This window comes from Streptomyces sp. NPDC034037 (assembly GCF_055575715.1).
The window spans coordinates 1,098,302-1,117,875 of the sequence record NZ_JBVISC010000001.1 but is presented as its reverse complement, the minus strand read 5'-3'; the positions used below and the strand labels follow the sequence as shown (position 1 = coordinate 1,117,875).

Sequence of the window (19,574 nt, the reverse complement as noted above, 5' to 3'; positions counted from 1 at the left end):
GACACGCAAGAAGCCCCTCGCTCGCGCGAGGGGCTTCTTGCTGTCTGTGCGCCGCCAGGGACTCGAACCCCGGACCCGCTGATTAAGAGTCAGCTGCTCTAACCAACTGAGCTAGCGGCGCCTGCTGACGTCGTAGACCTTAGCACCCTGATCGCCGCCAGGAAAAATCGATATACGGACCGCGGAGGAGGCCGCCGCGCGGGCCGCCCGGACGCAGGCCCAGAGCATCACCTCGGGCCCCGGCAGCCAGGGGTGGCGGGTGTCCGGCGCCACCAGCCAGCGGGGCGTGGGGCGGGGCGCGGCCTCGACTCCGGGGTCCTCCGGGGCATCCGGGGTCCCGTCGGCGCCGGCCCTGAGCGGCGGCACGGTGATGGCGTCGCCCGGCCCGTGGCAGAGCACGCAGGGGACGGCCGGGCCCCACTCCTCCCACTCCAGGAGCGAGGGCAGGCGCGAGGCGGTGCCGGGGGCGGCGAAGAGCAGCGTGCGGCCGCGGTGGTCGGCGACGGGGCCCGAGCCGGGCCCGTCCTCCCATAACCGGTCGAGCATGCGCCGTCCGAAGACCGAGGGGACGCTGACCACGTCGAAGGCGGTACCGCAGGGGAGGACGGCGGGCGCGGTGGGCCGGGCCCGCCAGTGGGCGAGGGCGCTGCGCGGATACGTCTCGGCCGAGGCGAGCCAGGCGGCTCCCTCGGCAGTGACCTCGCGGGCGTCGCGAACGGAAGCGCCCGGGGCGCTGGAAGCGGCGGGGACGCCGGAAGCCGTGGAGGCAGCGGAAGCCGTGGAGGCGCCGGACGCGGCGGGGGGCGGGGTCGCGGGGGCTGTCCGGGCGCGGAGTCGGGTGCCGTTATCCATGACAGGCAGATCTACCCTGGGTGAACGCACCCTTTCAGAGAGTTGCCGGAAGCCGGGACGGCCGGGGGCGAGGAGGAGTACCGTGCCCCCGGGCATATGCCGCAAGAGGCGCGAGAGCGTCGCGGGCCCGGCGCTGTCCCGCCCTCAGCCCCGCGTCTCGCCGCCCCCGCGCAGCAGGCTCCGGCCGAACTCGACCATCTTCTTCGCGTAGTCCTCGGTCCACTCCGCGCGCTCCGCGATCAGCGCGGGCGTCAGCCGGTCGAAGCGGCGGGGGTCGGCGAGCTGGGCGGCCGCGATGGCCTGGAACTCGACGGACCGGTCCGTCGCGGCACGGAACGCGTGGGTCAGCTCCGTCGCCCGGTCCAGCAGCTCGCGGGGGTCCTCGATCGACTCCAGGTCGAAGAAGTGCTCGGGGTCGGCCGCCGCCTCGGCGGGCTCGAAGAGCAGGGGCGCGGGGCGCATGCGCTGTTCGGTCCGGGGCCGCTCGGGCTCCGCCATGGTTCCTCCTCGTACGACGCGGTGCCGCCCATGCGGCGTTCGGCCGTCTTCCATTCTCCCCGGTGGCACAAGTGGGCCCCGTAAGGGGCGCGATCATGCCGGGACACGGCCCCTACGGGGTCTGCCACGGCACCCGGTGTTCCGCGAGGCGTGAGAGGACCGCGTGGTTCGCCTCCCAGCCGTCGGGGAACTTCACCGTGACGCCCAGCTGCACCGGCTCGGTGGAGGGGTGGTCGTCCAGCAGGGTGTCGACGCCGGCGCGGCAGACCACGATGCAGGCGTGCCGGTGCCGGGACGTCAGCACGCAGAGGCGGCCCGTCTCCAGGTGGAAGGCCGTGGCATCCGGGCGCCCGGACAGCGGGTGCAGGACGACCGTCACGTCGAACTCGCGGCCCTGGAGCCGGTTCGCCGTGTCCACCGTGACGTCCGGGACGCCCAGCTCCGCGAGGGCCGCCCGCACCGCCGCCGCCTGGTCGCGGTGGGCCGTGCCGACGGCGACGCGGTCGGCCGTGAGCGGCACCGGCACCGGGCCGCGCTCCGAGGTGGCGGCGCCGCCCCGGTCCAGCAGCCGCCGCACCACGCGCGCCAGCGCCCGCACCGCCTCCGGATCCGTGCGCGGCGTGTTCCGCGCGGGCAGCTCGAGGAGCCCCCAACCCGCCCGCGCCGCCTCGTCGATCACGCGGTCCGGCGCCGAACCGTCCGACGGCACCGCGAAGTTCAGCGCGCGGTCCCCGTGGTCCGTCCCGCTGCGGAAGGGCGTGTACGGGTAGAAGGCGCCGGAGACCAGCGGCGCGGCCGACGCCGGCAGCCGCCAGGACACCGGGAGCCGGTGCTGCGGCAGCTCGGGGTTGTGGGCGAGCAGCGTCATGACGGCGGACGCCGAGGGGTCGTAGGACAGGCCCGCCCACTGCTCGGCGCCGACGATGGAGAACGGGTCGAGCTGGCCCGGGTCGCCCACGAACAGCGCCCGCTCGAAGAGCCCCGCCACGGCGAGCAGCGCGTCCGAGCGCATCTGGTACGCCTCGTCGACGATGGCGTGTCCCCACGGCGCGTCCAGCTTGTCGACGTCGACGTGCGCCCACTTCGCGGCCGTCGAGATGACGACGTCCAGGCCGACGAGGTCACCCACCTTGGTCGACTTGCGTACGTTCGGCAGGTCGTCGAGCGCCTTGTCGTACGGATCGGGGTCGCTGCTGTGCAGCCGGCCCACCGGAAGCTCCGGGTCCTTCTCGGCGAGGCGGAGGACGAGATCGTCCACCTGCGCATTCGTCTGCGCGATCACCATCAGCCTGTGGCCGGCCGCGGCCAGTTCCCGGGCCGCGCGGACCACCAGCGTCGACTTGCCGGCGCCGGGCGGGGAGTCGACGACGACACCGCGGTGGGCGCCGTGCAGCGTGTCGTGCAGGATCGCGTCCGTGGCGCGCGCGGCCTCCGCGCCGGGATCGAAGGTGCCGCCCGCGGGCGGGGCGAGCTGCATCACAGGATGTCCTCCACGGTCACGGGATCAGGGCTCTCCGGGTTGTCCGAGGGCGGGCCGCCATGGGTCCACGGGGTGGCCTCCGGGTCCGGCAGCTTCGGGCCGCCGCGCTGCTCGTGCTCGAAGAGCGTCCAGCAGACCAGGTCGCCCTTCTCGGGGACCGACCCGGGCTCCGGCTCCTTGCCCCGGCCCATCTTGTCGGTCAGGCGCAGCACGACGGTGCCGGCGTCCTCGTACGCCACGAACTCGGCCGTCTGCGGCCTGCCTTGAAGGGAGCGGTACACCTTCGCGCGCTCGCCGAGGTGCGGGCGGTCGTCCGTGCGGACGGTGACCAGGGGGCGCGGCCGGGGGCTCTTGGCCTCGCTGTACGCCATCACGACCTCCGTCACCTCTCCGGCGAAGGCCTCGCCCGCGAGGCGGCGGCCCGCCATGACCAGGGGGTCGTCGAGGGCCTCCTGGGCGTCCAGGCGGGCCTGCTCGCGCTCGCGCGTGGCCAGTTTGTTCGCCGCGGTGATCGCGTCGTCTACGCGGGGCTGCGGGGGCTCGCCCGCCGCCACCCGGTCGCGGTGGGCGGTGAACGACCAGCGGTCGCGGGTCCACCGGTCGGCGTCGTGCGCGGCCGCGGGCAGGGTGCACAGGGCGTCCAGGCCGCGCCAGACCGCGTCCCAGGTGGGGCGGGTCCGGCTCTCGATCAGGGCGCGGATCTCCCGCTCGGCGGCCGTCAGCGCGGCCAGCCGCCGGTCCGCCTCGACGCCGTCCTCGGCGGCGGCCAGGGCGGTGCGGGCGCGGTCGTAGCGCTCGATGGCCGGGGCGAGCAGGTCGTTGTCGAACGCCGGGTCCGTGGCCGGGCCCGCGGGCGGGCACAGCAACTGTCCGTCCTTGTCGCGCGCCAGCTCGGCGCGGAGCGCGGCCTCGGCGCCCGAGGTGCCCTCCGGGGCCTCGATCCAGGCGAGCAGGGCGCCCAGGTGCTGGTCCTCCAGGCTGGACTGGCCGGTGGCCCAGTGCCGGGAGAGCAGCTCCGTCATGGCGACGAGCAGGGACGAGCCGGGGACGCGGGCGCGCTCCCCGAAGTGCGTCAGCCACCGGCCGAGCAGGGGGACGCGGGGCGGGGCGGGATAGGGCGTGTCGGGGTCCTGCTCGGCGGTACGGCGGAATCGCATGGAGCGGCCGAGGAGGCGTACGAACTCGATGCCGGCGCGGCTCGGGACGATCAACTGCGGGGCGTCCACGCACAGTTCGACCTCGACCTTGACGCGCTTGCCGGTCTCCGGGTCGGTCTCGCTGCGCTCGGCCGCCTCGACGTCGTCCGCGTACGCCTCGATGTAGGGCAGGACGATCTCGGCGAGCTGCGCGAGGAACGCGAAGCGGAGATCGCGGTCGCGGGGCTGGGGCACGATCAGGAGGCGGGGCGAGGTGCGCTCCGTCCCCACGAGGGCGCCGAGGGGGGCGCCTGCCTCGCCGGCGGTGGTGAGCGGGACGAGGACCAGCGGGCGCTCGGAGATGTGCCGGTGCCGGGCCGTCGCCCTCGGCCGGGCGCGGCCGGTCTCGGCGGCCTCCAGCCGGGCGAGACTGTCGATCAGTGACACGGACGCTCCTTCTTCCGGTACGGCTCGCGATGCCCTGCCCGCCGCTTCGCGGCGGATGCGCCCTTGCCCCGCGTCGAGCGGCCGGGGGGACCCTGTGCTTGCCCGGCGCGGGGTCTGTGCCCTGGGCTGCCCTGTCCCGCCGCTTCGCGGCGGATGCTTCCCACCCACCCACCCGTTTGCCCCGCGTCCACCGCGTACCGCAGAACCCCGGCCCGGGGGCAGGTAAGGGCGGGTGGGTGGGGATCACCGGGCACGGTCACGGAGTGCCCGAGGTGGTCCTCCCCGGGCAGGACGCCCGTCGGCCGGTCACCGGCCGTTACAGGGCAGGCACGGCCGGACGCGTAGGGAACCCCGGGCACCCTCACGAACCCCCCGAGGCGCCCACGCCAGCCCCCCGTAGGGCCGCCGCCCGGCGCAACATCGCCACCGCGGGGTCGGCCGCGTCGCCCGCCGTGCCCCTCGCCGCCGCGAGGACCTCGGCGATGGTCGTCAGGCCGCCCAGCTCGCCCCGGACGGCGCGGCCCAGGGTCGTCACCTCGCCCCGCGCGCGGGCCCGGGTGCGGCAGTGGAAGGCCAGTTCGCAGGCGGACAGGCACTCGGGGGCGTACGTCGCGGGGACCGCCTCGACGGCGGCCGTCAGTTCGGCGGCGGGGCGGCGTACGTCGAAGGTCGTGCCCTCGGGCAGCTCCGCCGCGATGTCCTCGACGCGGGTGAGGCGGGCCAACTGCCGCCGGGTCACCGACAGCTGCTTGCGGACGTCGATCGCCGAGGCCGTCGGGAGGTTCGAGAAGTCCTTGGGGCAGACCAGCACGACGTGGTGGCGGACCGGCGGGGCGGGCTCCAGGCGCCCGGCCACCCGCTCCAGCGCCAGCGCGTACACCGCGGCCTGCCGCGCCGCCGCGCCCACCTTGGCGGCGTCCGCCGAGCCGTCGATCATCGGGAAGGACTTGATCTCCACGACCGTCCAGCCGCCGTCCGGATGGACGACCACCGCGTCCGGCTCCAGGAAGGCGAGCGTCCCGGCGACCTCCAGCGCCAGCATGGGATGGTCGAGGAGCGTCCAGCCGCCCGAGGCCGTCGCCTCGCGCAGCGCCAGCGCCGTGCGGGCGGCGCGGCCCTCGGGGCCGGCCGCCGCCAGGTCGGGCACGGCGGCCTCACCGGGGACGGGCTCGGGCCCGCCGCCCAGCCGGCCGTGGGTCAGCCGCAGCAGCTCCGCGCCGCCGTCGGCCTTGACCCGCGCCTCGAACGCGTTGCCCCGCATGAAGGCGAACTGCGACTGCCCGAAACCGGACGGCGAGCCGAGGGAGTGGGCGAGCGCCGTCTTGTCGACGCCCGCGCCGTCGAGCAGCGCACGCCGTCTGCAACCGGGGTTGGCCGCCAGGGCGGCCAGCGCCCGGGCGTCCAGCGGTTGCGCGGGGACGTCGGTGCCGCGCAGCTCAGCGAGCCGCTGCCGCAGCGCCGTCCCCCGCTTCGGCGGGCTGGACGCTCGGTTCGACGCCTGGGAGGGCACTGTGCGTGCGCTGTCGGGGAAGTCGCTCACGCGTCGAAGTCTGGCACTCGCCACCGACAATCGAGGACTCCGTGGCGGACGAGACGCCCGGGCCCCGCGTGAAACGCTCCCGCAGCCGGGCCGTCACGGGGTCCGTGAGCCGCTGGAAGGGGCGTACGAGCAGCAGCCCGACGCCCATCACGCCGGCGCCCGCGAGCGCGTCGAAGAAGTAGTGGTTGGCGGTGCCCATCACGACGAGGGTGGTGATGAGCGGGTAGGCGACCGCGGCGACCCGCGTCAGCGGGGAGCGCCCGTGCCGCCACAGCATCACGCCGCACCACAGCGCCCAGCCCACGTGCAGGCTGGGCATCGCCGCGTACTGGTTGGTCATGCCGCCCAGCCCGCGCGGCGCGCTCGCCTGGGCGCCCCACCAGCCGTAGTCGCTGTACTGCGCCATGGTGTCGACGAAGCCGTGTCCCGCGCTGAGCAGCCGCGGCGGGCAGGTCGGCAGGAGCGTGAAGCCGATCAGGCCGATCATGGTGGAGAGCATCAGCCACGCGCGTGCCGCGCGGTAGCGCACGGCGTGGCTGCGGAAGAGCCAGATCAGGACGGCGGGCGTCACCAGGTAGTGCAGCGAGGCGTACCAGAAGTCCGCGGGCACGCCGATCCAGGCGTGCGCGGTGAACAGCCGGTTCAGGGGGCTCTCCGCGTCCAGCCGCAGGAACTGCTCCGCTCTGAGGATCCCGATGCCGTGGTCGACGGCGCCGGCGACATCGCCCCGGGCGAGCAGCCGTCCCGCCGAGTACGCGGCGTACACGAGCACGAGCAACGGCAGCTCCGTCCACCAGCGGAGCCGGTGCTCGGGTATGCGGCCGGTGCCCGGTGCGTAGGTCTTCGGCATCCGGTCGGTCCCCCATCATCTGTGTTCACGCGGTGCAGGCCGCCGGGTCACTTTACGGCGTACGCGCACACCGCCGTGGCGCCCCCGGACGCTCCCGGTGGTAGGGGACGCAGAGATCGGCCGGGGGGTTGCGATGCCGGGTGAGCGTCCGATCCGGGGTGGGTGATGATGGAGGGGCGGGCACGCGCTGCCCGCGCGAAGCAGTGAATGAGCAGCGAAAAGCACGTGGAGAGGTCCCCGCATGGCACCCCGCATCCTGCTGGCCCGGCATGGACAGACCGCATGGTCACTGTCCGGGAAGCACACCGGCAGGACGGACGTCCCGCTCCTGGACGAGGGCCGCCGCGGCGCGAAGCTCCTGGGGGAGCGGCTGCACCGCGCGCCCTACGACGGTCTGCCGGACGTCGAGGTGCGCACCAGCCCGCTCTCCCGCGCGAGGGAGACCTGTGAGATCGCCGGGTTCGGGGAGCGCGCCCGTCCGTGGGACGCGCTCATGGAGTTCGACTACGGCGACTACGACGGTCTGACCCCGGCCGACATCCAGGCGGCCCGCCCGGGCTGGCTCATCTGGCGGGACGGCGTCCCGGGCGGTGAGACGCTCGCGGAGGTCTCCGCCCGCGCGGACGAGGTCGTGGCCTGGGCGCGCGGCGCCGAGCGCGATGTGCTGATCTTCGCGCACGGCCACATCCTGCGGGTCATCGGCGCCCGCTGGCTGGGCCTGGACATCGCCTTCGCGTCCCGCATCCGCCTCAACCCGACGTCCCTCTCGGTCCTCGGCTGGGCCTACGGGGAGCCCGCCATCGAGTCGTGGAACGAGACGGGCCACCTGGCCTGACCACCCGGCCCCCTCGCCCGTACGTACGTACGTCTACACGGCCCGGGGCAGCGCGGCGTGGCGCTCCAGGAAGCCGCCCACCCCGTGGGCCCCGCGGTGCGGCAGCAGCACCCGGGCCGTCGTGGCGAGCATCGACTGGATGCGGGAGGACTGCACCTCGTCCAGGAGGTCGAGCACGCGCAGGCCCGCCGTCGCGGCCTCGTCGGGGCGTCCGGCGCGGGCCAGGTCGTCGGCCAGCTCGGCGGTGTAGAGCGCGATGTTCCGGGTGAAGTGCGGGGTCTGCTCGGTGGCGGTGGCCGCCGCGTGCCGCGCGTGCCGGGCCGCCCGCGCCCAGTCGCCGAGGGCGGACCAGCACTGCGCCTCCAGGCCCTCCAGTTCGGCCCGGCCGTAGAAGCTCATCCACTCCGGGTCGGCCTCGGAGCCGCCGCGCTCGAAGAGGGCGTGCGCCCGGATGAGGGACTGCTCGCAGCCGGCGCGGTCGCCGAGCCCCGCCCAGCCCCCGGCCTCGCGCAGCGCGATGAGGGAGAGCAGCCGGTGGGAGCCGCGGTGCCGGGCCGCCCGGCCGGCCGCCTGCGCGGCCCGCACCGCTTCCCGGGGGCGCCCGGCGTCGCGCGCGAGGAAGGCGGTGTTGCAGAAGGCGTGCGCCTCCAGGTCCGGGTCGTCGGCGACCCGGGCCGTCGCGAGGGCCTCGGCGTAGTAGGAGCGGGCGTCGTCGAAGCGGCCCGAGTCGTGCGCGAGCCAGCCGACCGAGATGGCGAGCTCCCCGGCGCCCGCGTACAGCCGGTCCGAGACGGACTGCCGGGTGGTGCCCGCGTCGAGCAGGGCGTAGGCGGTGCGCAGGGGAGCGGCCGCGCGCCGGTAGAGGCCGTCGGCGCCGTGCCGGTCGTCGAGCAGTCTGATCCGGCGCACGGCCTCCTCGACCGCGCAGGCCTCGGCCTCGCCCGCCCGGTGCCCGGGCCGGGCCGGCGCCTCGGCGCGGGCGGCCGGGGCGAGCCCGATGGGCGCCAGGGACGCGGTGACCACGGTGGCGGTGGAGCCGGTCATGAATGCGCGACGTTGCACGTCGCTCTCCTCGGGAGTCTGGATCGCGTACGGATCGCAGGCGCGGGGGTCGGACCCGGACGGATGGGACTCGTACAGCTGGATCGTGGTGTGCGGGTGGTTCGTGGTGGCGGCCCGCCGGGTTCCGCGGGGGCGGATCACGGCGGGGGCGGAGGGTGCCCCGGGCTCCGGGCGGGCCGCCCTGCCCCGCACCTGTGCGCGCGGTGCGAACCCCAGGTCGGCCAGCGTCCGGCCCGGGAACATGTGCAGGAACACCCGCTCGTAGGCGTAGTTGGGGCAGCGGATCTCCCCGGCCTCCACGCGCCCGACGTAGCGGGCGTCGCAGCTGACCCGCTCGCCGATCTCGCGGGCGGCCCGGCGGACGGCGGCGGCGAACTCGCCCGGCGAGCGCTGTCCGCGCAACTGCCGGAAGGCGAGGTTCGGTCGCGGGGACTGAGTGGACGATGTCATCGGTGAGGACGCCATGGCCGGACCCTCTCGTGCGGAGCGTGCCGGAGCGCGCACACGCTGGCGCACTGGACGCCGCGCCCGCGCACGGGATCTCGCGGGGCGGCCCCTGTTCCGGCGGAGCACGAACGTACCCGCTGTGACGGGTCCGACACACGGTGTTTGGCTACAAACCGGATATCTCACCCACGATCTGCCATGAACTGCCATCCTTTGCGGCGGCGTGCCGCAGTGCCTGTTGACGCCGGTTCGCGTTGAACCATGCGGAGCGGGAGCCCGGAAACAGCTCCCGCACTCGCGAGGAGGGTCCCTTGTTGGAGCTCGGCATGCAGAACAGCGACTCCGGTGCGAACGGCAGCGCTCCACCCGGCGGCGCGGCACCTTGCGACGACGAGTCCTGCGATCTGGTCACCGTCCCGGCGCGGCAGGGCTTCGAGGCCGTCGACATCCTGCGGCGCGGCGCGGGCGACACCATCGGGCCCGTCCTGCACGACGGGAGCTGCGACACCCTCGGCTTCCTCGTGCCGCCCGGCACCGCCGACGGCTGGGACCTGCCGGGCAGCGCCTGTACGCAGACCTCCGGGCGCGGCCTGCGCCTGTCCGGGGAGCCGGCCCCGCACCCCCGCGTCCCCGAGCCGCCGGTCGAGGGCACCGGCTGGCTGCTGCCGCCCGGCCGCGAGACCGACCCCGTCACGGACCCCGACGTGCTGCGGGCCGCGCTCGGCCAGGCGGCCCGCACCATCGAGGCCGCCGACAACTGCCGCTGACCGCTCCGGGCACCGCCGCCGGGCCGCGCCCGCCACGGACACCGATAATGGTCCGATGGCAAGGAACAGGCGATCCCGGGAAGCGGCGCCCGAAGCCGTCGTCGAGCAGGTGGACGGCGGGCTCGCCGAGCTGCTGCCGGACCGGGACCGGCCGCGCGCCTGGACGCTGCTCCTGGACGGCGCCCCGCAGTCCCATGTGGACCTCGACGACCCCACGTACCTCGACTTCGAGTACCAGCGCAGGCTCGGTCACATCGCGGACCTCCTCGCGCCCGCCGGGAAGCCGATACGCGCCGTGCACCTCGGCGGCGGCGCCTTCACCCTCGCCCGCTACATAGCGGCGACCCGCCCCCGCTCCACCCAGCAGATAGTGGAGCGCGACAGCGCGCTCATCCAACTCGTCCGCCGCGCGCTGCCACTGGACCCGCAGGCCCGCGTCCGGGTGCGCGCCGCCGACGCCCGCGAGGGCCTCGCGAAGATCGCCGACGGCTGGGCGGACCTCGTCATCGCCGACGTCTTCAGCGGGGCCCGCACGCCCGCCCACCTCACCAGCACGGAATTCCTGACCGACGTGGCCAGGGTCCTGGCGCCCGGCGGCTACTACGCCGCCAACCTCGCCGACGGGCCGCCGCTCGCACATCTGCGCGGCCAGCTCGCCACCGCCGCCGCCCTCTTCCCCGAACTGGCGCTCGTCGCCGACCCCGCCGTGCTGCGCGGCAAACGCTTCGGCAACGCCGTCCTGCTCGCCGGCCACCACGCCCTGCCCGTCGCCGAGCTGACCCGGCGCAGCGCGAGCGACCCGCACCCCGCCCGCGTCGAACACGGGCGCGGGCTGCGGGACTTCAGCGGCGGCGCGAGTGCCGTCACGGACGCCCGGGCGGTCGCCTCGCCGCCGCCACCGCCCTCGGTGTTCCGCTGACCCCGCGCGCCGCCGACCCCCGCCGCCCGCGGGGTCAGTCGACGACCAGCTCCCCCGCCCTGGCGACGGCCGCGTACCAGTGCGCGCTGGACTTCGGGATGCGGGCCTGCGTCTCGTAGTCCACGTACACCGCGCCGAAGCGCTTGCTGTAGCCGTACGCCCATTCGAAGTTGTCCAGGAGCGACCAGAGGTAGTAGCCGCGGACGTCGGCACCCTCGGCGAGGGCGCGGCGGACGGCGGCCAGATGGCCCTGGAGGTAGGCGATGCGCTGCGGGTCGTGGACGCGGCCCTCCGCGTCGGGCTTGTCGTCGCAGGCCGCGCCGTTCTCCGTGATGTACAGCGCCAGCCCCGGGGCCTGGCGGGAGTACCGCATGATCAGCTCGTGCAGCCCCGTCGGGTCGATGGTCCAGCCCATCTCCGTGCGCTCGCCCGGCGTCTGGTGGAAGGCGACGTCCTCGGAGCCGGGCCAGGGGGAGTGCTCACTGGCGCCGTGCCCGTCCGCGCGCGCCGCCTCGGTGCCCCGCGGGGCGGCCGAGACCAGCGTGGGCGTGTAGTAGTTGAGGCCGAGCGCGTCCAGTGGCTGGTGGACGGCGGCCAGGTCACCGTCGTGGACGAAGGACCAGTCGGTGACGGCGGCGGTGTCCGTCAACAGGTCCGCCGGGTAGGCGCCGTCCAGCATCGGCCCGTGGAAGATCCCGTTGGCGAGGTTGTCGATGCGCCGCCGGGCGTCCATGTCCCGGGGGGAGGACGAGAGCGGGCGCACCACCGCGGAGTTGAGGCTCACCGCGACGCGGGCGCGGGCCGGCAGCGCCGCGCGCAGCGCCTGGGTGCCGAGGCCGTGCGCGAGGTTGAGGTGGTGCGCGGCCCGCAGGGCGGCCGCCGGATCGGTGCGGCCGGGGGCGTGCACGCCGGAGCCGTAGCCCAGGAAGGCGCTGCACCACGGCTCGTTGAGCGTGATCCAGGAGTGGACGCGGTCGCCCAGCGCCTCGGCGACGAGACCCGCGTACTCGGCGAAGCGGTACGCGGTCTCGCGCGCCGGCCAGCCGCCCGCGTCCTCCAGCTCCTGCGGCAGATCCCAGTGGTAGAGGGTCAGGGCGGGCTCGATGCCCCGGGCGAGCAGCTCGTCGACCAGGCGCCGGTAGAAGTCCAGGCCGCGCTGGACGGCGGGACCGCGCCCGGTGGGCTGCACCCGCGACCAGGAGACGGAGAACCGGTAGGCGTTCAGGCCGAGGTCCGCCATGAGCGCCACGTCGTCGCGGTAGCGGTGGTAGTGCTCGACGGCGACGTCGCCGGTGTCGCCGCCGACCGTGCGGCCCGGCGTGTGACTGAAGGTGTCCCAGATGGAGGGGGTGCGGCCGTCCTCGCGCACGGCACCCTCGATCTGGTACGCGGAGGTGGCGGCGCCCCAGAGGAAACCGGCCGGAAAGGTCAGGGATTCAGGCATGGAAGCGCTCCCATGGAAGGGGGAAGGGTACGGAGAGGAGAGGGGAGAGAGGAGAGGGGAAACGGGAGAACGGGTGTGCGGGGAGGCGCGGGGAGGCCCGGGGGCGCTCGGCCCCCGGAGGCTCAGCCCTTGACCGCGCCCTGCATGATGCCGCTCACGATCTGCTTGCCGAACAGCACGAACGCGAGCAGCAGCGGCAACGTGCCGAGCAGCGCGCCCGCCATGATCACCGCCCGGTCCGGGATATATCCCGTGCCCAGCGAGTTGAGCGCCACCTGCACGGTGGGGTTCGACTGGTTGAGGGCGATGATCGGCCACAGGAAGTCGTTCCAGGCCATGACGAACGTCAGCAGGCCGAGGACGGCCATCGCGGGCCGCGCCGCCGGGAACACCACGTGCCAGATGATGCGCAGACTGCTCGCCCCGTCCATCCGCGCCGCCTCGATCAGCTCGCCCGGCAGCGCCTGGAGCAGGTACTGCCGCATGAAGAAGACCCCGAAGGCGCTCACGAACGTCGGCAGGATCACCGCCTGGAGCTGGTTGGTCCACTGGAGGTCGGCGATCCACAGGTACAGCGGTACGACGCTCAGCTGCGGCGGCACCATCATCGTGCCGATGGTCAGCATCAGCAGTGCCCCGCTGAACCGGAACTTCAGCTTGGCGAAGGCGAATCCGGCGATGGTGGAGAACAGGACGGTGCCGATGGTGATGCTGCCCGCGACGATGGTGGTGTTGAGCATCGCGTCGCCGAGGCTCGCCTCGGTCCAGGCCCGTTCCAGGTTCTTGAAGAGGTTCCCGCCGAACCACAGCGGCGGCGGCGTCTGGGCGAGCCGCCCGCTCGTGCGCGAGGCCGCGATCGCCGTCCAGATCAGCGGCGCCAGCGAGACCGCCGTGAACAGGGCGAGGACGGCGTAGGTGAGCGGCCCCGCGTGCATCGTGCGGCCGGCCTTCTGGCCCAGGGTCCGGGGCCGGCCGGCGGGGCCGGACGTCGGGGCCGGGGCCGGGGACGTCCGGACCGGGGTGGGGGACTTCATCGGTCCCTCCTCAGGCGTCGGGCGATCAGCAGGTTGACCGCGGCGATCAGCAGCAGGATCAGCAGCATCAGCCAGGCGACGGCCGAGGCCCGGCCCAGGTGGCCGTTGATCCACCCCTGGTCGTACAGGTACAGGCCGAGCGTCTGGAACTGGTGGTCGGCGCCGCCCTTGGACCCGGCCGTGCCGCCGAACAGCAGCGGCTCGCCGAAGAGCTGGGTGGCCCCGATGGTGGAGACGACCACCGTGAACAGGATCGTCGGCCGCAGCATGGGGATGGTCACGTGCCGGAACTGCTGCCAGCGCGAGGCACCGTCCAGTGAGGCCGACTCGTACAGGTCGTGCGGCACGGCCTGCATGGCGGCCAGATAGATCAGCGCGTTGTAGCCGGTCCACCGCCAGATCACGATCGACGACACCGCGAACTGCGAACCCCAGGAGGACTCCCGCCAGTTGACCGGGTCGAAGCCGACCGACCCGATCAGCCAGTTGACCATGCCGCCGTCCCACGCGAACAGCAGCGTGAACACCAGCGAGGCGCTGGCCACCGAGGTGGCGTACGGGGCGAGCATCGCGACCCGCCACAGCGTGGAGCCGCGCAGTTTGTAGTTGAGCAGATGGGCGATGCCGAGCGCGATGGCGAGCTGGGGGACGGTGGAGATGACCCCGATGGTGAACGTGTTGCCTAGGGCGTTCCAGAAGTAGTCGCTGCCCAGCAGATTGGTGTAGTTCTCCAGGCCGAGCCAGGTGCTGTCGTCGAGGTTGGTCAGCTCCAGGCGGTGCAGCGACGCCCAGCCGGTGTAGAGCAGCGGGAAGAGGCCGAAGGCGCCGAAGAAGAGGAAGAACGGCGCGACGAAGACGTACGGCGACGCCTTGGTGTCCCAGCGGTACAGGCGGCGCCGCCAGGCGGGCGCCGCGGGGGAGGGGGCGCGGCCCTCCGACGCGGCCGGGGCCGCGTCCCCCTTGCCGGGGGACGCGGTCTCGGCGTACTCAGCGGTCTCGGACATGTCCGTCACTGTCCCAGAACATCCTTGATCTCCTTCTGGGCCGCCTCCCAGCCCTCCTCGGGAGACTTGCCCTGCTGCTCCACCTGGAGCACCCCGATGTCGGTGATGGACTGGCCGATCTGGGCGTCCTTGAGGCCGTAGACGGCCGTGGGGATGTTCTTCGCGATGTCGGCGTAGATCCGCGTGATGGGCGCGTCGCTGAAGTAGGCCTTGGTCGCCGCCGAGGGCTTCAGCTTGTCGTAGACCGCCGGGGTGGAGGGGAAGCTGGCCTGCTTGGCGAAGATCTTCGCGAGCTGCTCGGGCTTGGAGAGCCAGACGGCCAGCTCGGTGGCCTCCTTCTTGTGCTTGCCGGCGCTCGGCACGCCGAGGAACGCGCCGCCCCAGTTGCCGTCCGTGGGCGCCTTGGCCATGTCCCACTTGCCCTTGCCGTCCGGGCCCGTCTTCTCCTGGATGTAGCCGGCCATCCAGGCGGGGCAGGCCACGGTGGCGAACTTGCCGTTGGCGAAGCCCTGGTCCCAGGTCGGGTCGAACTGCTTGAGCTTGGCGGACATGTCGCCCTTCGCGACCTTCATCGCCGTGTCCCAGGCGTCCTTGCGGCCCTGGCTCTCGTCGTAGATCTCCTTGCCGCTCTTGTCGTAGTACCGCTCGGTGGCACCGGCGAAGACGGCGTTGTACACGCTGGAGGCGGAGTCGACGAACCTGGTGCCCTTGGGCGCCTTCTTCATGTACTTCTCGCCGAGCGCGACGTACTTGTCCCAGTCGCCCGCCCAGGCCTGCGCCAGCTTCTCGCGGTCGGTGGGCAGCCCGGCCTTCTCGAAGAGGTCCTTGCGGTAGCACAGGGCGGTCGGGCCGATGTCGAGGCCGAGGCCGACCGTCTTGCCGTCCTCGGTGGTCGCCTGCTTCCACTTCCAGTCGAGGTAGGCCGACTTGTCCACGCCCTCGGCCTTGCCCAGGTCCTCGAACTTGGCACCCTGGGTCTGCACGATCTCCGTGATGTTGCTGACCTCGATGGCCGCCACGTCGTTGACCCCGGCGCCGGACTGCAGCTGGGTGAGCAGCTTCGGGTAATAGGCGTCGTTGCGCTCGATGACGTTCTCTTTGATCCTGATGTTCGGGTGGGCCTTCTCGTACTCGTCGTAGAGACCTGCCTGCTTGAGGCCCAGCACACCGAAGGTGCCCACATTGAGCGTGATCTTGCCGTCGCCCCCCGAGTCGCTGTCGTCGTCGCTCGAACAAGCGGCCAGCAGGCTCGTGGCCAACGCGGTCACGGCCGCGTAGGTCACCAACCGGCGGGTCCGGCGGGAACTCGTGTGCATGACGTCCTCCTGTTGCCTGACGTGCCGACCCCCCGGCCAACTGCTCTACTGGGCCCGTTGGTTCACTCTGCGGCTCGGGCGGGGAACGTGCGGGATGTGTACGGTTCAGGTAGCGTGGGAGCGCTCCCACAGGTGATTGCTTGAAGACTGGTTGCTGACGGCGGGGGTGTCAAGGGACCGGACAGGGAGTTACGGCTTCGGTTATCGGGCTGTTACGGGTCACCCGCCCCTCGACCCCTCGGCCCGCCGAAGATCCGGCTGTTACATTCCTCGCCGGGGCAGTGTGACGGGAGGCGGACAATGGCAGCTCACGGGGCACGCGGCCGCAGCGGCGGACGACCCACTTTGGAGGAGGTCGCCGCACGCGCGGGCGTGGGGCGGGGCACGGTCTCCCGCGTGATCAACGGCTCGCCGCGGGTGAGCGCGGCGACCCGCTCCGCCGTCGAGGCCGCCGTGGCGGAACTGGGCTACGTCCCCAACACGGCGGCCCGCGCCCTGGCCGCCAACCGCACCGACGCGATCGCCCTCGTGGTGCCCGAGCCCGAGACCCGCTTCTTCGCCGAGCCGTACTTCTCCGACGTGCTGCGCGGCGTGGGCGCCCAGCTGAGCGAGACCGAGCTGCAGCTGCTGCTGATCTTCGCGGGCAACGACCAGCGGCGCCAGCGCCTGGCCCAGTACCTCGCGGCCCACCGCGTCGACGGCGTCCTGCTGGTCTCGGTGCACGCCGACGACCCGCTGCCCGACCTGCTGACCCAGCTGGAGATCCCCGCGGTGATCAGCGGCCGCCGCTCCGCCGACGAGGCGCTGCCCTCGGTCGACTCCGACAACTTCGCCGGGGCCTGCTCGGCCGTCGACCACCTCCTGGCGCGCGGCCGCACGGCCATAGCCACCATCACGGGCCGCCTCGACGTGTACGGGGCCCAGCGCCGCCTGGACGGCTACCGCGCCGCGCTGCGGGACGCGGGCCGGCCGGTCGAGGAGCGGCTGATCGCGCAGGGCGACTTCACGGAGGAGGGCGGGCACCGGGCGATGCGGGAGCTGCTGGCGGCCTGCCCCGGGGTGGACGCGGTGTTCGCGGGCTCCGACGTGATGGCGGCGGGCGCCCGGCAGGCGCTGCGAGAGGCGGGGCGGCGCATACCGGACGACGTGGCGCTGGTCGGTTTCGACGACTCGGCGATCGCCCGGCACATGGATCCCCCGCTCACCAGCGTGCGCCAGCCGATAGAGGAGATGGGCCGCGCGATGATCGACCTGCTGCTCGCAGAAATCGCGGACCCCCGCCCCGCCACATCCCGCCGCCTGGAACGCCGCCAGCTGGTCCTACCGACGGAACTGGTCCCGCGGGCGTCGTCCTGAGTGGCTTGCCGCGAGTGCTCAGGCAGCGGGTGTGCCCCCACTGGGCAGGAGTGCCGCTCCCCGGACACATCTCGCGTCCGCCGCCATTCGGCTGGTGGGGCGGCATGGGCTGCCCCGGTTCCACCCAGGAGTAGGCGTCGCACTGCTGGCAGACGCCGGGACACAGGCCGGGCTCGAAGCGGCGGCCACGCTGGTGTTCACACATGATCAGTTCTCCCTGTGGTCGGGGGATGGTGCTGACTGGTGTGGTGCACTCCGCCGCTCGGCCGGCTTGACCGGCCGGGAGGGATCAGATCTTGCGGATGAAAGTCTTCTCGCCGTTGTGCCAGACGACCGTCACGCCCTGCTGGTCGTCGCCACCGCCTTCGCGGGCCGACCAGGCCTCCAGAGAAGCGATCTCAGGCGACTCGGCCGCGCTGATGACGGCGGCGAGCCAGGCGTCCTGGGCTCCCGTGACCGGGGCCGCCGTGAAGGGTGCCGGCGCGCCGTGGACAGCGGCCGTGGGGGTGTCGTGCTTGGCACCCTCCGCGAGCTGCCCGATCATCTGCCACCGGGTCTCGCGTCCGGCGACGGTGACGGCCAGACCGTAGGGGTGCTTGGTGTCTCCGGCTTCGGGCAGCGGCTGTACGCGCTGGACGTCGGGGGCATTTTTCAGCAGGTCAGCGGCGAAGTTCTGTAAGTCGGCGGGGTACATTTGTGATCATTCCTCTCATGGCAGCTCGGCCAGTTTAGGGGCGGGCGCCGACAGACCATGGTTCTCCACCCGGGCCGCCTTCAGCGCGGGGACCGGTGGCTCGGTCACTGTCCCTGCTCCGTCCCCGGTGCCGGCCCCGTAGGCGACGAGGGCCGCCACGCTTTCCGGCTCGCACAGATCGCCCGCGAACCTCGGCGGGACCGTCCAGTGCGTGCCGGGCGGCTCCCTGCGGTCGAGCCGGGGTACGCCGAGATAGGTGCCTGTCCCCAGGCAGGGGGCGATGGCATCGTGCGCCCACGCCCGCCCGGCGCGGGGCCGTGTGAGGGCGTAATACGTGCCGCCCATGGCTCGGTTGTCGTGGATGACGGGGCCGTTGAGGGCGTGTCCGAGCAGGACGGCGATCTGCCGCGGGTCGGTCGTGCACAGTGCCGCGAGCACGAGGCGTTCGGGGAGGCGGACCGCCTCGAAGCGTCGGCCGAGCGGGAGCAGCGCGATGCCTCTGTCCATCCACTCACGCCGAGCCTGCTCGGGGGCCTGTTGCGCACGCGCGAGCCAGTCCGCGACCGCGTTGTCCGCTTGTTGGGTTCTCACTGTCCACCCCTGCCGTCGTCTGTCGGTCAGCTGTGAGACAAGGGTGCTGACCTGCAAGGGCAGTAACTGTCACTCTTCAGTGACAGTCGGTGTCACAGGCCGAGCCACGCGGACATGTGACCCAGGGCCTCCGGTGTCCTGCGTTGGTGATAGACCAAGCCTTCGATCGTGGCGCGGGCCCCAGGGTGGTAGCGGGTCTGCTGCGGCGCCAGCTCCCGGGCCTTGGCGATCGACGTGAGGGCCGCCTCGGTGCGGCCCGTCTCCATTTCCGAGCGTCCCCGGTCGATCCACACATGGGCGCGGCGGGACGTGGGCCACGAGTCAGGCATGGTGAGCTTCTTCGCTTTCTCCACGGCCTTGCCGTACTGCCCCATCTCGGTCAGGGCGGACAGCTCGTGTGCGGCCCAGTTCGTCGGCCCGAACGACAGCCAGTGCACGTGCTCAACGGCACCAGCCCGCTCGGCGATCTGCTTGGCTTCCCGCAGATGGACCTTCACCGCGGCCTCGTCGCGGGCACGCGCGGCGATGACAGTGGCGCCGAGGTGCAGTTGCCCGGCCACGGCCAACGACTCAGGAGTCTCCCGCGTCTGGTCGAGAAGGCGATGGCCGGCGTCCACGAGACGCAGTCCGATGATGTGTTCACCCTCGCGGTGGTAGACCAGCCCGCGCATGTACTGGCGGACGGCCGAAAGCACCGGGTCGGACGCCCGCTGTGCCGTCCAGTCCATGCGGTCGAGGGCGATCGTGGACAGGTCGTGGAAACCGAGCTTGACCGTCACGTCGTGGGCTGTGCGGTACGCGGAACCGAGCGCGGCCCACAGCTCGGTGGACGGGGTGCGGTACGCCGCGGTCGTCAGCTCGGCGATGAGACCGGGCAGGGTCTGCGCGGCCTTGTTGAGATGCGTGGCCCGGACCTGGCGGCACAGGGTGTCCGCTGCCGCCACCAGCTGGGGCGTCTCGCGTGTGGCGACGTCGGGGTCTGCCCCCAGGTCGTACAGGTCGAGGGATTCACGGATGGGGCGGATCAACTCGGCGAGGCGGTCCTGTTGCAGCTCGGTCATGTACGGCTGTCCGGTCAGGCTGGTGACGTCGACGCGCAGCGCCCGAGCGCAGGCCGCCGTGAAGTCCGGGCTTGCCGCCTTATGGCCGCGTTCCACCTGGTGAACGAGGCTGTACGAGTAGCCGATCTTCAACGCCAAGCCGCTTTGCGTGTACCCGGCCAACTTCCGGTGCTTCGCGATCCGGGCCCCGGGGTGGTCGTCTCTGGGCATACTGGAACTCCGTTCCTGGCTCACCACTTGG

The 19,574-nt window shown here is 73.1% G+C and carries 18 protein-coding genes and 1 tRNA gene; 4 read left to right on the top strand and 15 right to left on the bottom strand.

Annotation, left to right across the window (positions count from 1 at the left end; all coding sequences use genetic code 11):
* Nucleotides 1-47 precede the first annotated feature (47 nt).
* From ACZ516_RS05015 to ACZ516_RS04985, 7 genes are all read right to left on the bottom strand, one after another.
* Nucleotides 48-121: transfer RNA gene (locus tag ACZ516_RS05015), tRNA-Lys, on the bottom strand.
* Nucleotides 112-852 carry a bifunctional DNA primase/polymerase gene (locus ACZ516_RS05010; protein ID WP_469008521.1) on the bottom strand — a complete coding sequence of 247 codons (741 nt, stop codon included), beginning with the start codon at nt 850-852 and terminating at the stop codon, nt 112-114. The genes ACZ516_RS05015 and ACZ516_RS05010 overlap by 10 nt, the downstream gene beginning before the upstream one ends.
* A gap of 144 nt (nt 853-996) precedes the next feature.
* The gene (locus tag ACZ516_RS05005; protein WP_358590075.1) at nt 997-1,350 is read right to left on the bottom strand and encodes a hypothetical protein; all 354 of its coding nucleotides are present in this window, start codon (nt 1,348-1,350) and stop codon (nt 997-999) included.
* Between the two features lie 112 nt (nt 1,351-1,462).
* Nucleotides 1,463-2,827: an AAA domain-containing protein gene (locus ACZ516_RS05000; protein WP_469008520.1), complete on the bottom strand. Its 1,365-nt coding sequence runs from the start codon at nt 2,825-2,827 to the stop codon at nt 1,463-1,465.
* Nucleotides 2,827-4,413 carry a hypothetical protein gene (locus tag ACZ516_RS04995; protein WP_469008519.1) on the bottom strand — a complete coding sequence of 529 codons (1,587 nt, stop codon included), beginning with the start codon at nt 4,411-4,413 and terminating at the stop codon, nt 2,827-2,829. The genes ACZ516_RS05000 and ACZ516_RS04995 overlap by 1 nt, the downstream gene beginning before the upstream one ends.
* Before the next feature lie 361 nt (nt 4,414-4,774).
* On the bottom strand, nt 4,775-5,923 hold the full coding sequence (locus tag ACZ516_RS04990; protein ID WP_469008731.1) for a hypothetical protein: 1,149 nt from the start codon (nt 5,921-5,923) through the stop codon (nt 4,775-4,777).
* Nucleotides 5,850-6,803 (bottom strand): phosphatase PAP2 family protein, encoded by a 954-nt coding sequence (locus ACZ516_RS04985; protein ID WP_358910798.1) that lies wholly within the window; start codon nt 6,801-6,803, stop codon nt 5,850-5,852. The genes ACZ516_RS04990 and ACZ516_RS04985 overlap by 74 nt, the downstream gene beginning before the upstream one ends.
* A gap of 241 nt (nt 6,804-7,044) precedes the next feature.
* Between ACZ516_RS04985 and ACZ516_RS04980 the strand changes: the two genes are divergently transcribed.
* Complete coding sequence (locus tag ACZ516_RS04980; protein WP_358586779.1) at nt 7,045-7,638, top strand: histidine phosphatase family protein; 594 nt, start codon at nt 7,045-7,047, stop codon at nt 7,636-7,638.
* Between the two features lie 33 nt (nt 7,639-7,671).
* Here the strand turns inward: ACZ516_RS04980 and ACZ516_RS04975 are convergent, their stop codons facing one another.
* On the bottom strand, nt 7,672-9,165 hold the full coding sequence (locus ACZ516_RS04975; RefSeq protein ID WP_469008516.1) for a tetratricopeptide repeat protein: 1,494 nt from the start codon (nt 9,163-9,165) through the stop codon (nt 7,672-7,674).
* Nucleotides 9,166-9,458: 293 nt separating this feature from the next.
* Between ACZ516_RS04975 and ACZ516_RS04970 the strand changes: the two genes are divergently transcribed.
* Both ACZ516_RS04970 and ACZ516_RS04965 read left to right on the top strand, forming a co-directional pair.
* Entirely contained in the window at nt 9,459-9,914 is a 456-nt protein-coding gene (locus ACZ516_RS04970; RefSeq protein ID WP_469008515.1) for a hypothetical protein, read from the top strand.
* 55 nt (nt 9,915-9,969) lie between these two features.
* Nucleotides 9,970-10,833, top strand: coding sequence for a spermidine synthase (locus tag ACZ516_RS04965; protein WP_361076001.1), 864 nt, complete (start codon nt 9,970-9,972; stop codon nt 10,831-10,833).
* 34 nt (nt 10,834-10,867) lie between these two features.
* On the opposite strand, the gene ACZ516_RS04960 is transcribed toward ACZ516_RS04965, so the two are convergent.
* The 4 genes from ACZ516_RS04960 to ACZ516_RS04945 form a co-directional block, all read right to left on the bottom strand.
* Nucleotides 10,868-12,277: a GH1 family beta-glucosidase gene (locus tag ACZ516_RS04960; RefSeq protein ID WP_361075998.1), complete on the bottom strand. Its 1,410-nt coding sequence runs from the start codon at nt 12,275-12,277 to the stop codon at nt 10,868-10,870.
* 122 nt (nt 12,278-12,399) lie between these two features.
* Nucleotides 12,400-13,212 (bottom strand): carbohydrate ABC transporter permease, encoded by an 813-nt coding sequence (locus ACZ516_RS04955; protein ID WP_361076431.1) that lies wholly within the window; start codon nt 13,210-13,212, stop codon nt 12,400-12,402.
* Nucleotides 13,213-13,307: 95 nt separating this feature from the next.
* On the bottom strand, nt 13,308-14,315 hold the full coding sequence (locus ACZ516_RS04950; RefSeq protein WP_361075995.1) for a carbohydrate ABC transporter permease: 1,008 nt from the start codon (nt 14,313-14,315) through the stop codon (nt 13,308-13,310).
* 5 nt (nt 14,316-14,320) lie between these two features.
* Nucleotides 14,321-15,631, bottom strand: coding sequence for an ABC transporter substrate-binding protein (locus ACZ516_RS04945; RefSeq protein WP_361075992.1), 1,311 nt, complete (start codon nt 15,629-15,631; stop codon nt 14,321-14,323).
* Between the two features lie 300 nt (nt 15,632-15,931).
* Here ACZ516_RS04945 and ACZ516_RS04940 point away from each other — a divergent pair, with 300 nt between their 5' ends.
* Complete coding sequence (locus ACZ516_RS04940; RefSeq protein WP_361075989.1) at nt 15,932-16,987, top strand: LacI family DNA-binding transcriptional regulator; 1,056 nt, start codon at nt 15,932-15,934, stop codon at nt 16,985-16,987.
* 289 nt (nt 16,988-17,276) lie between these two features.
* Here the strand turns inward: ACZ516_RS04940 and ACZ516_RS04935 are convergent, their stop codons facing one another.
* The 3 genes from ACZ516_RS04935 to ACZ516_RS04925 all read right to left on the bottom strand — a co-directional run bounded on the left by ACZ516_RS04935 (nt 17,277) and on the right by ACZ516_RS04925 (nt 19,543).
* Nucleotides 17,277-17,681 carry a hypothetical protein gene (locus tag ACZ516_RS04935; protein WP_469008513.1) on the bottom strand — a complete coding sequence of 135 codons (405 nt, stop codon included), beginning with the start codon at nt 17,679-17,681 and terminating at the stop codon, nt 17,277-17,279.
* A 15-nt stretch (nt 17,682-17,696) separates the two neighbouring features.
* Nucleotides 17,697-18,272, bottom strand: a complete 576-nt coding sequence (locus ACZ516_RS04930; protein WP_469008512.1) for a hypothetical protein — start codon at nt 18,270-18,272, stop codon at nt 17,697-17,699.
* A gap of 92 nt (nt 18,273-18,364) precedes the next feature.
* A complete protein-coding gene (locus tag ACZ516_RS04925) occupies nt 18,365-19,543 on the bottom strand; it encodes a helix-turn-helix domain-containing protein (protein WP_469008510.1) in 1,179 nt (392 codons plus the stop codon).
* Nucleotides 19,544-19,574 lie beyond the last annotated feature (31 nt).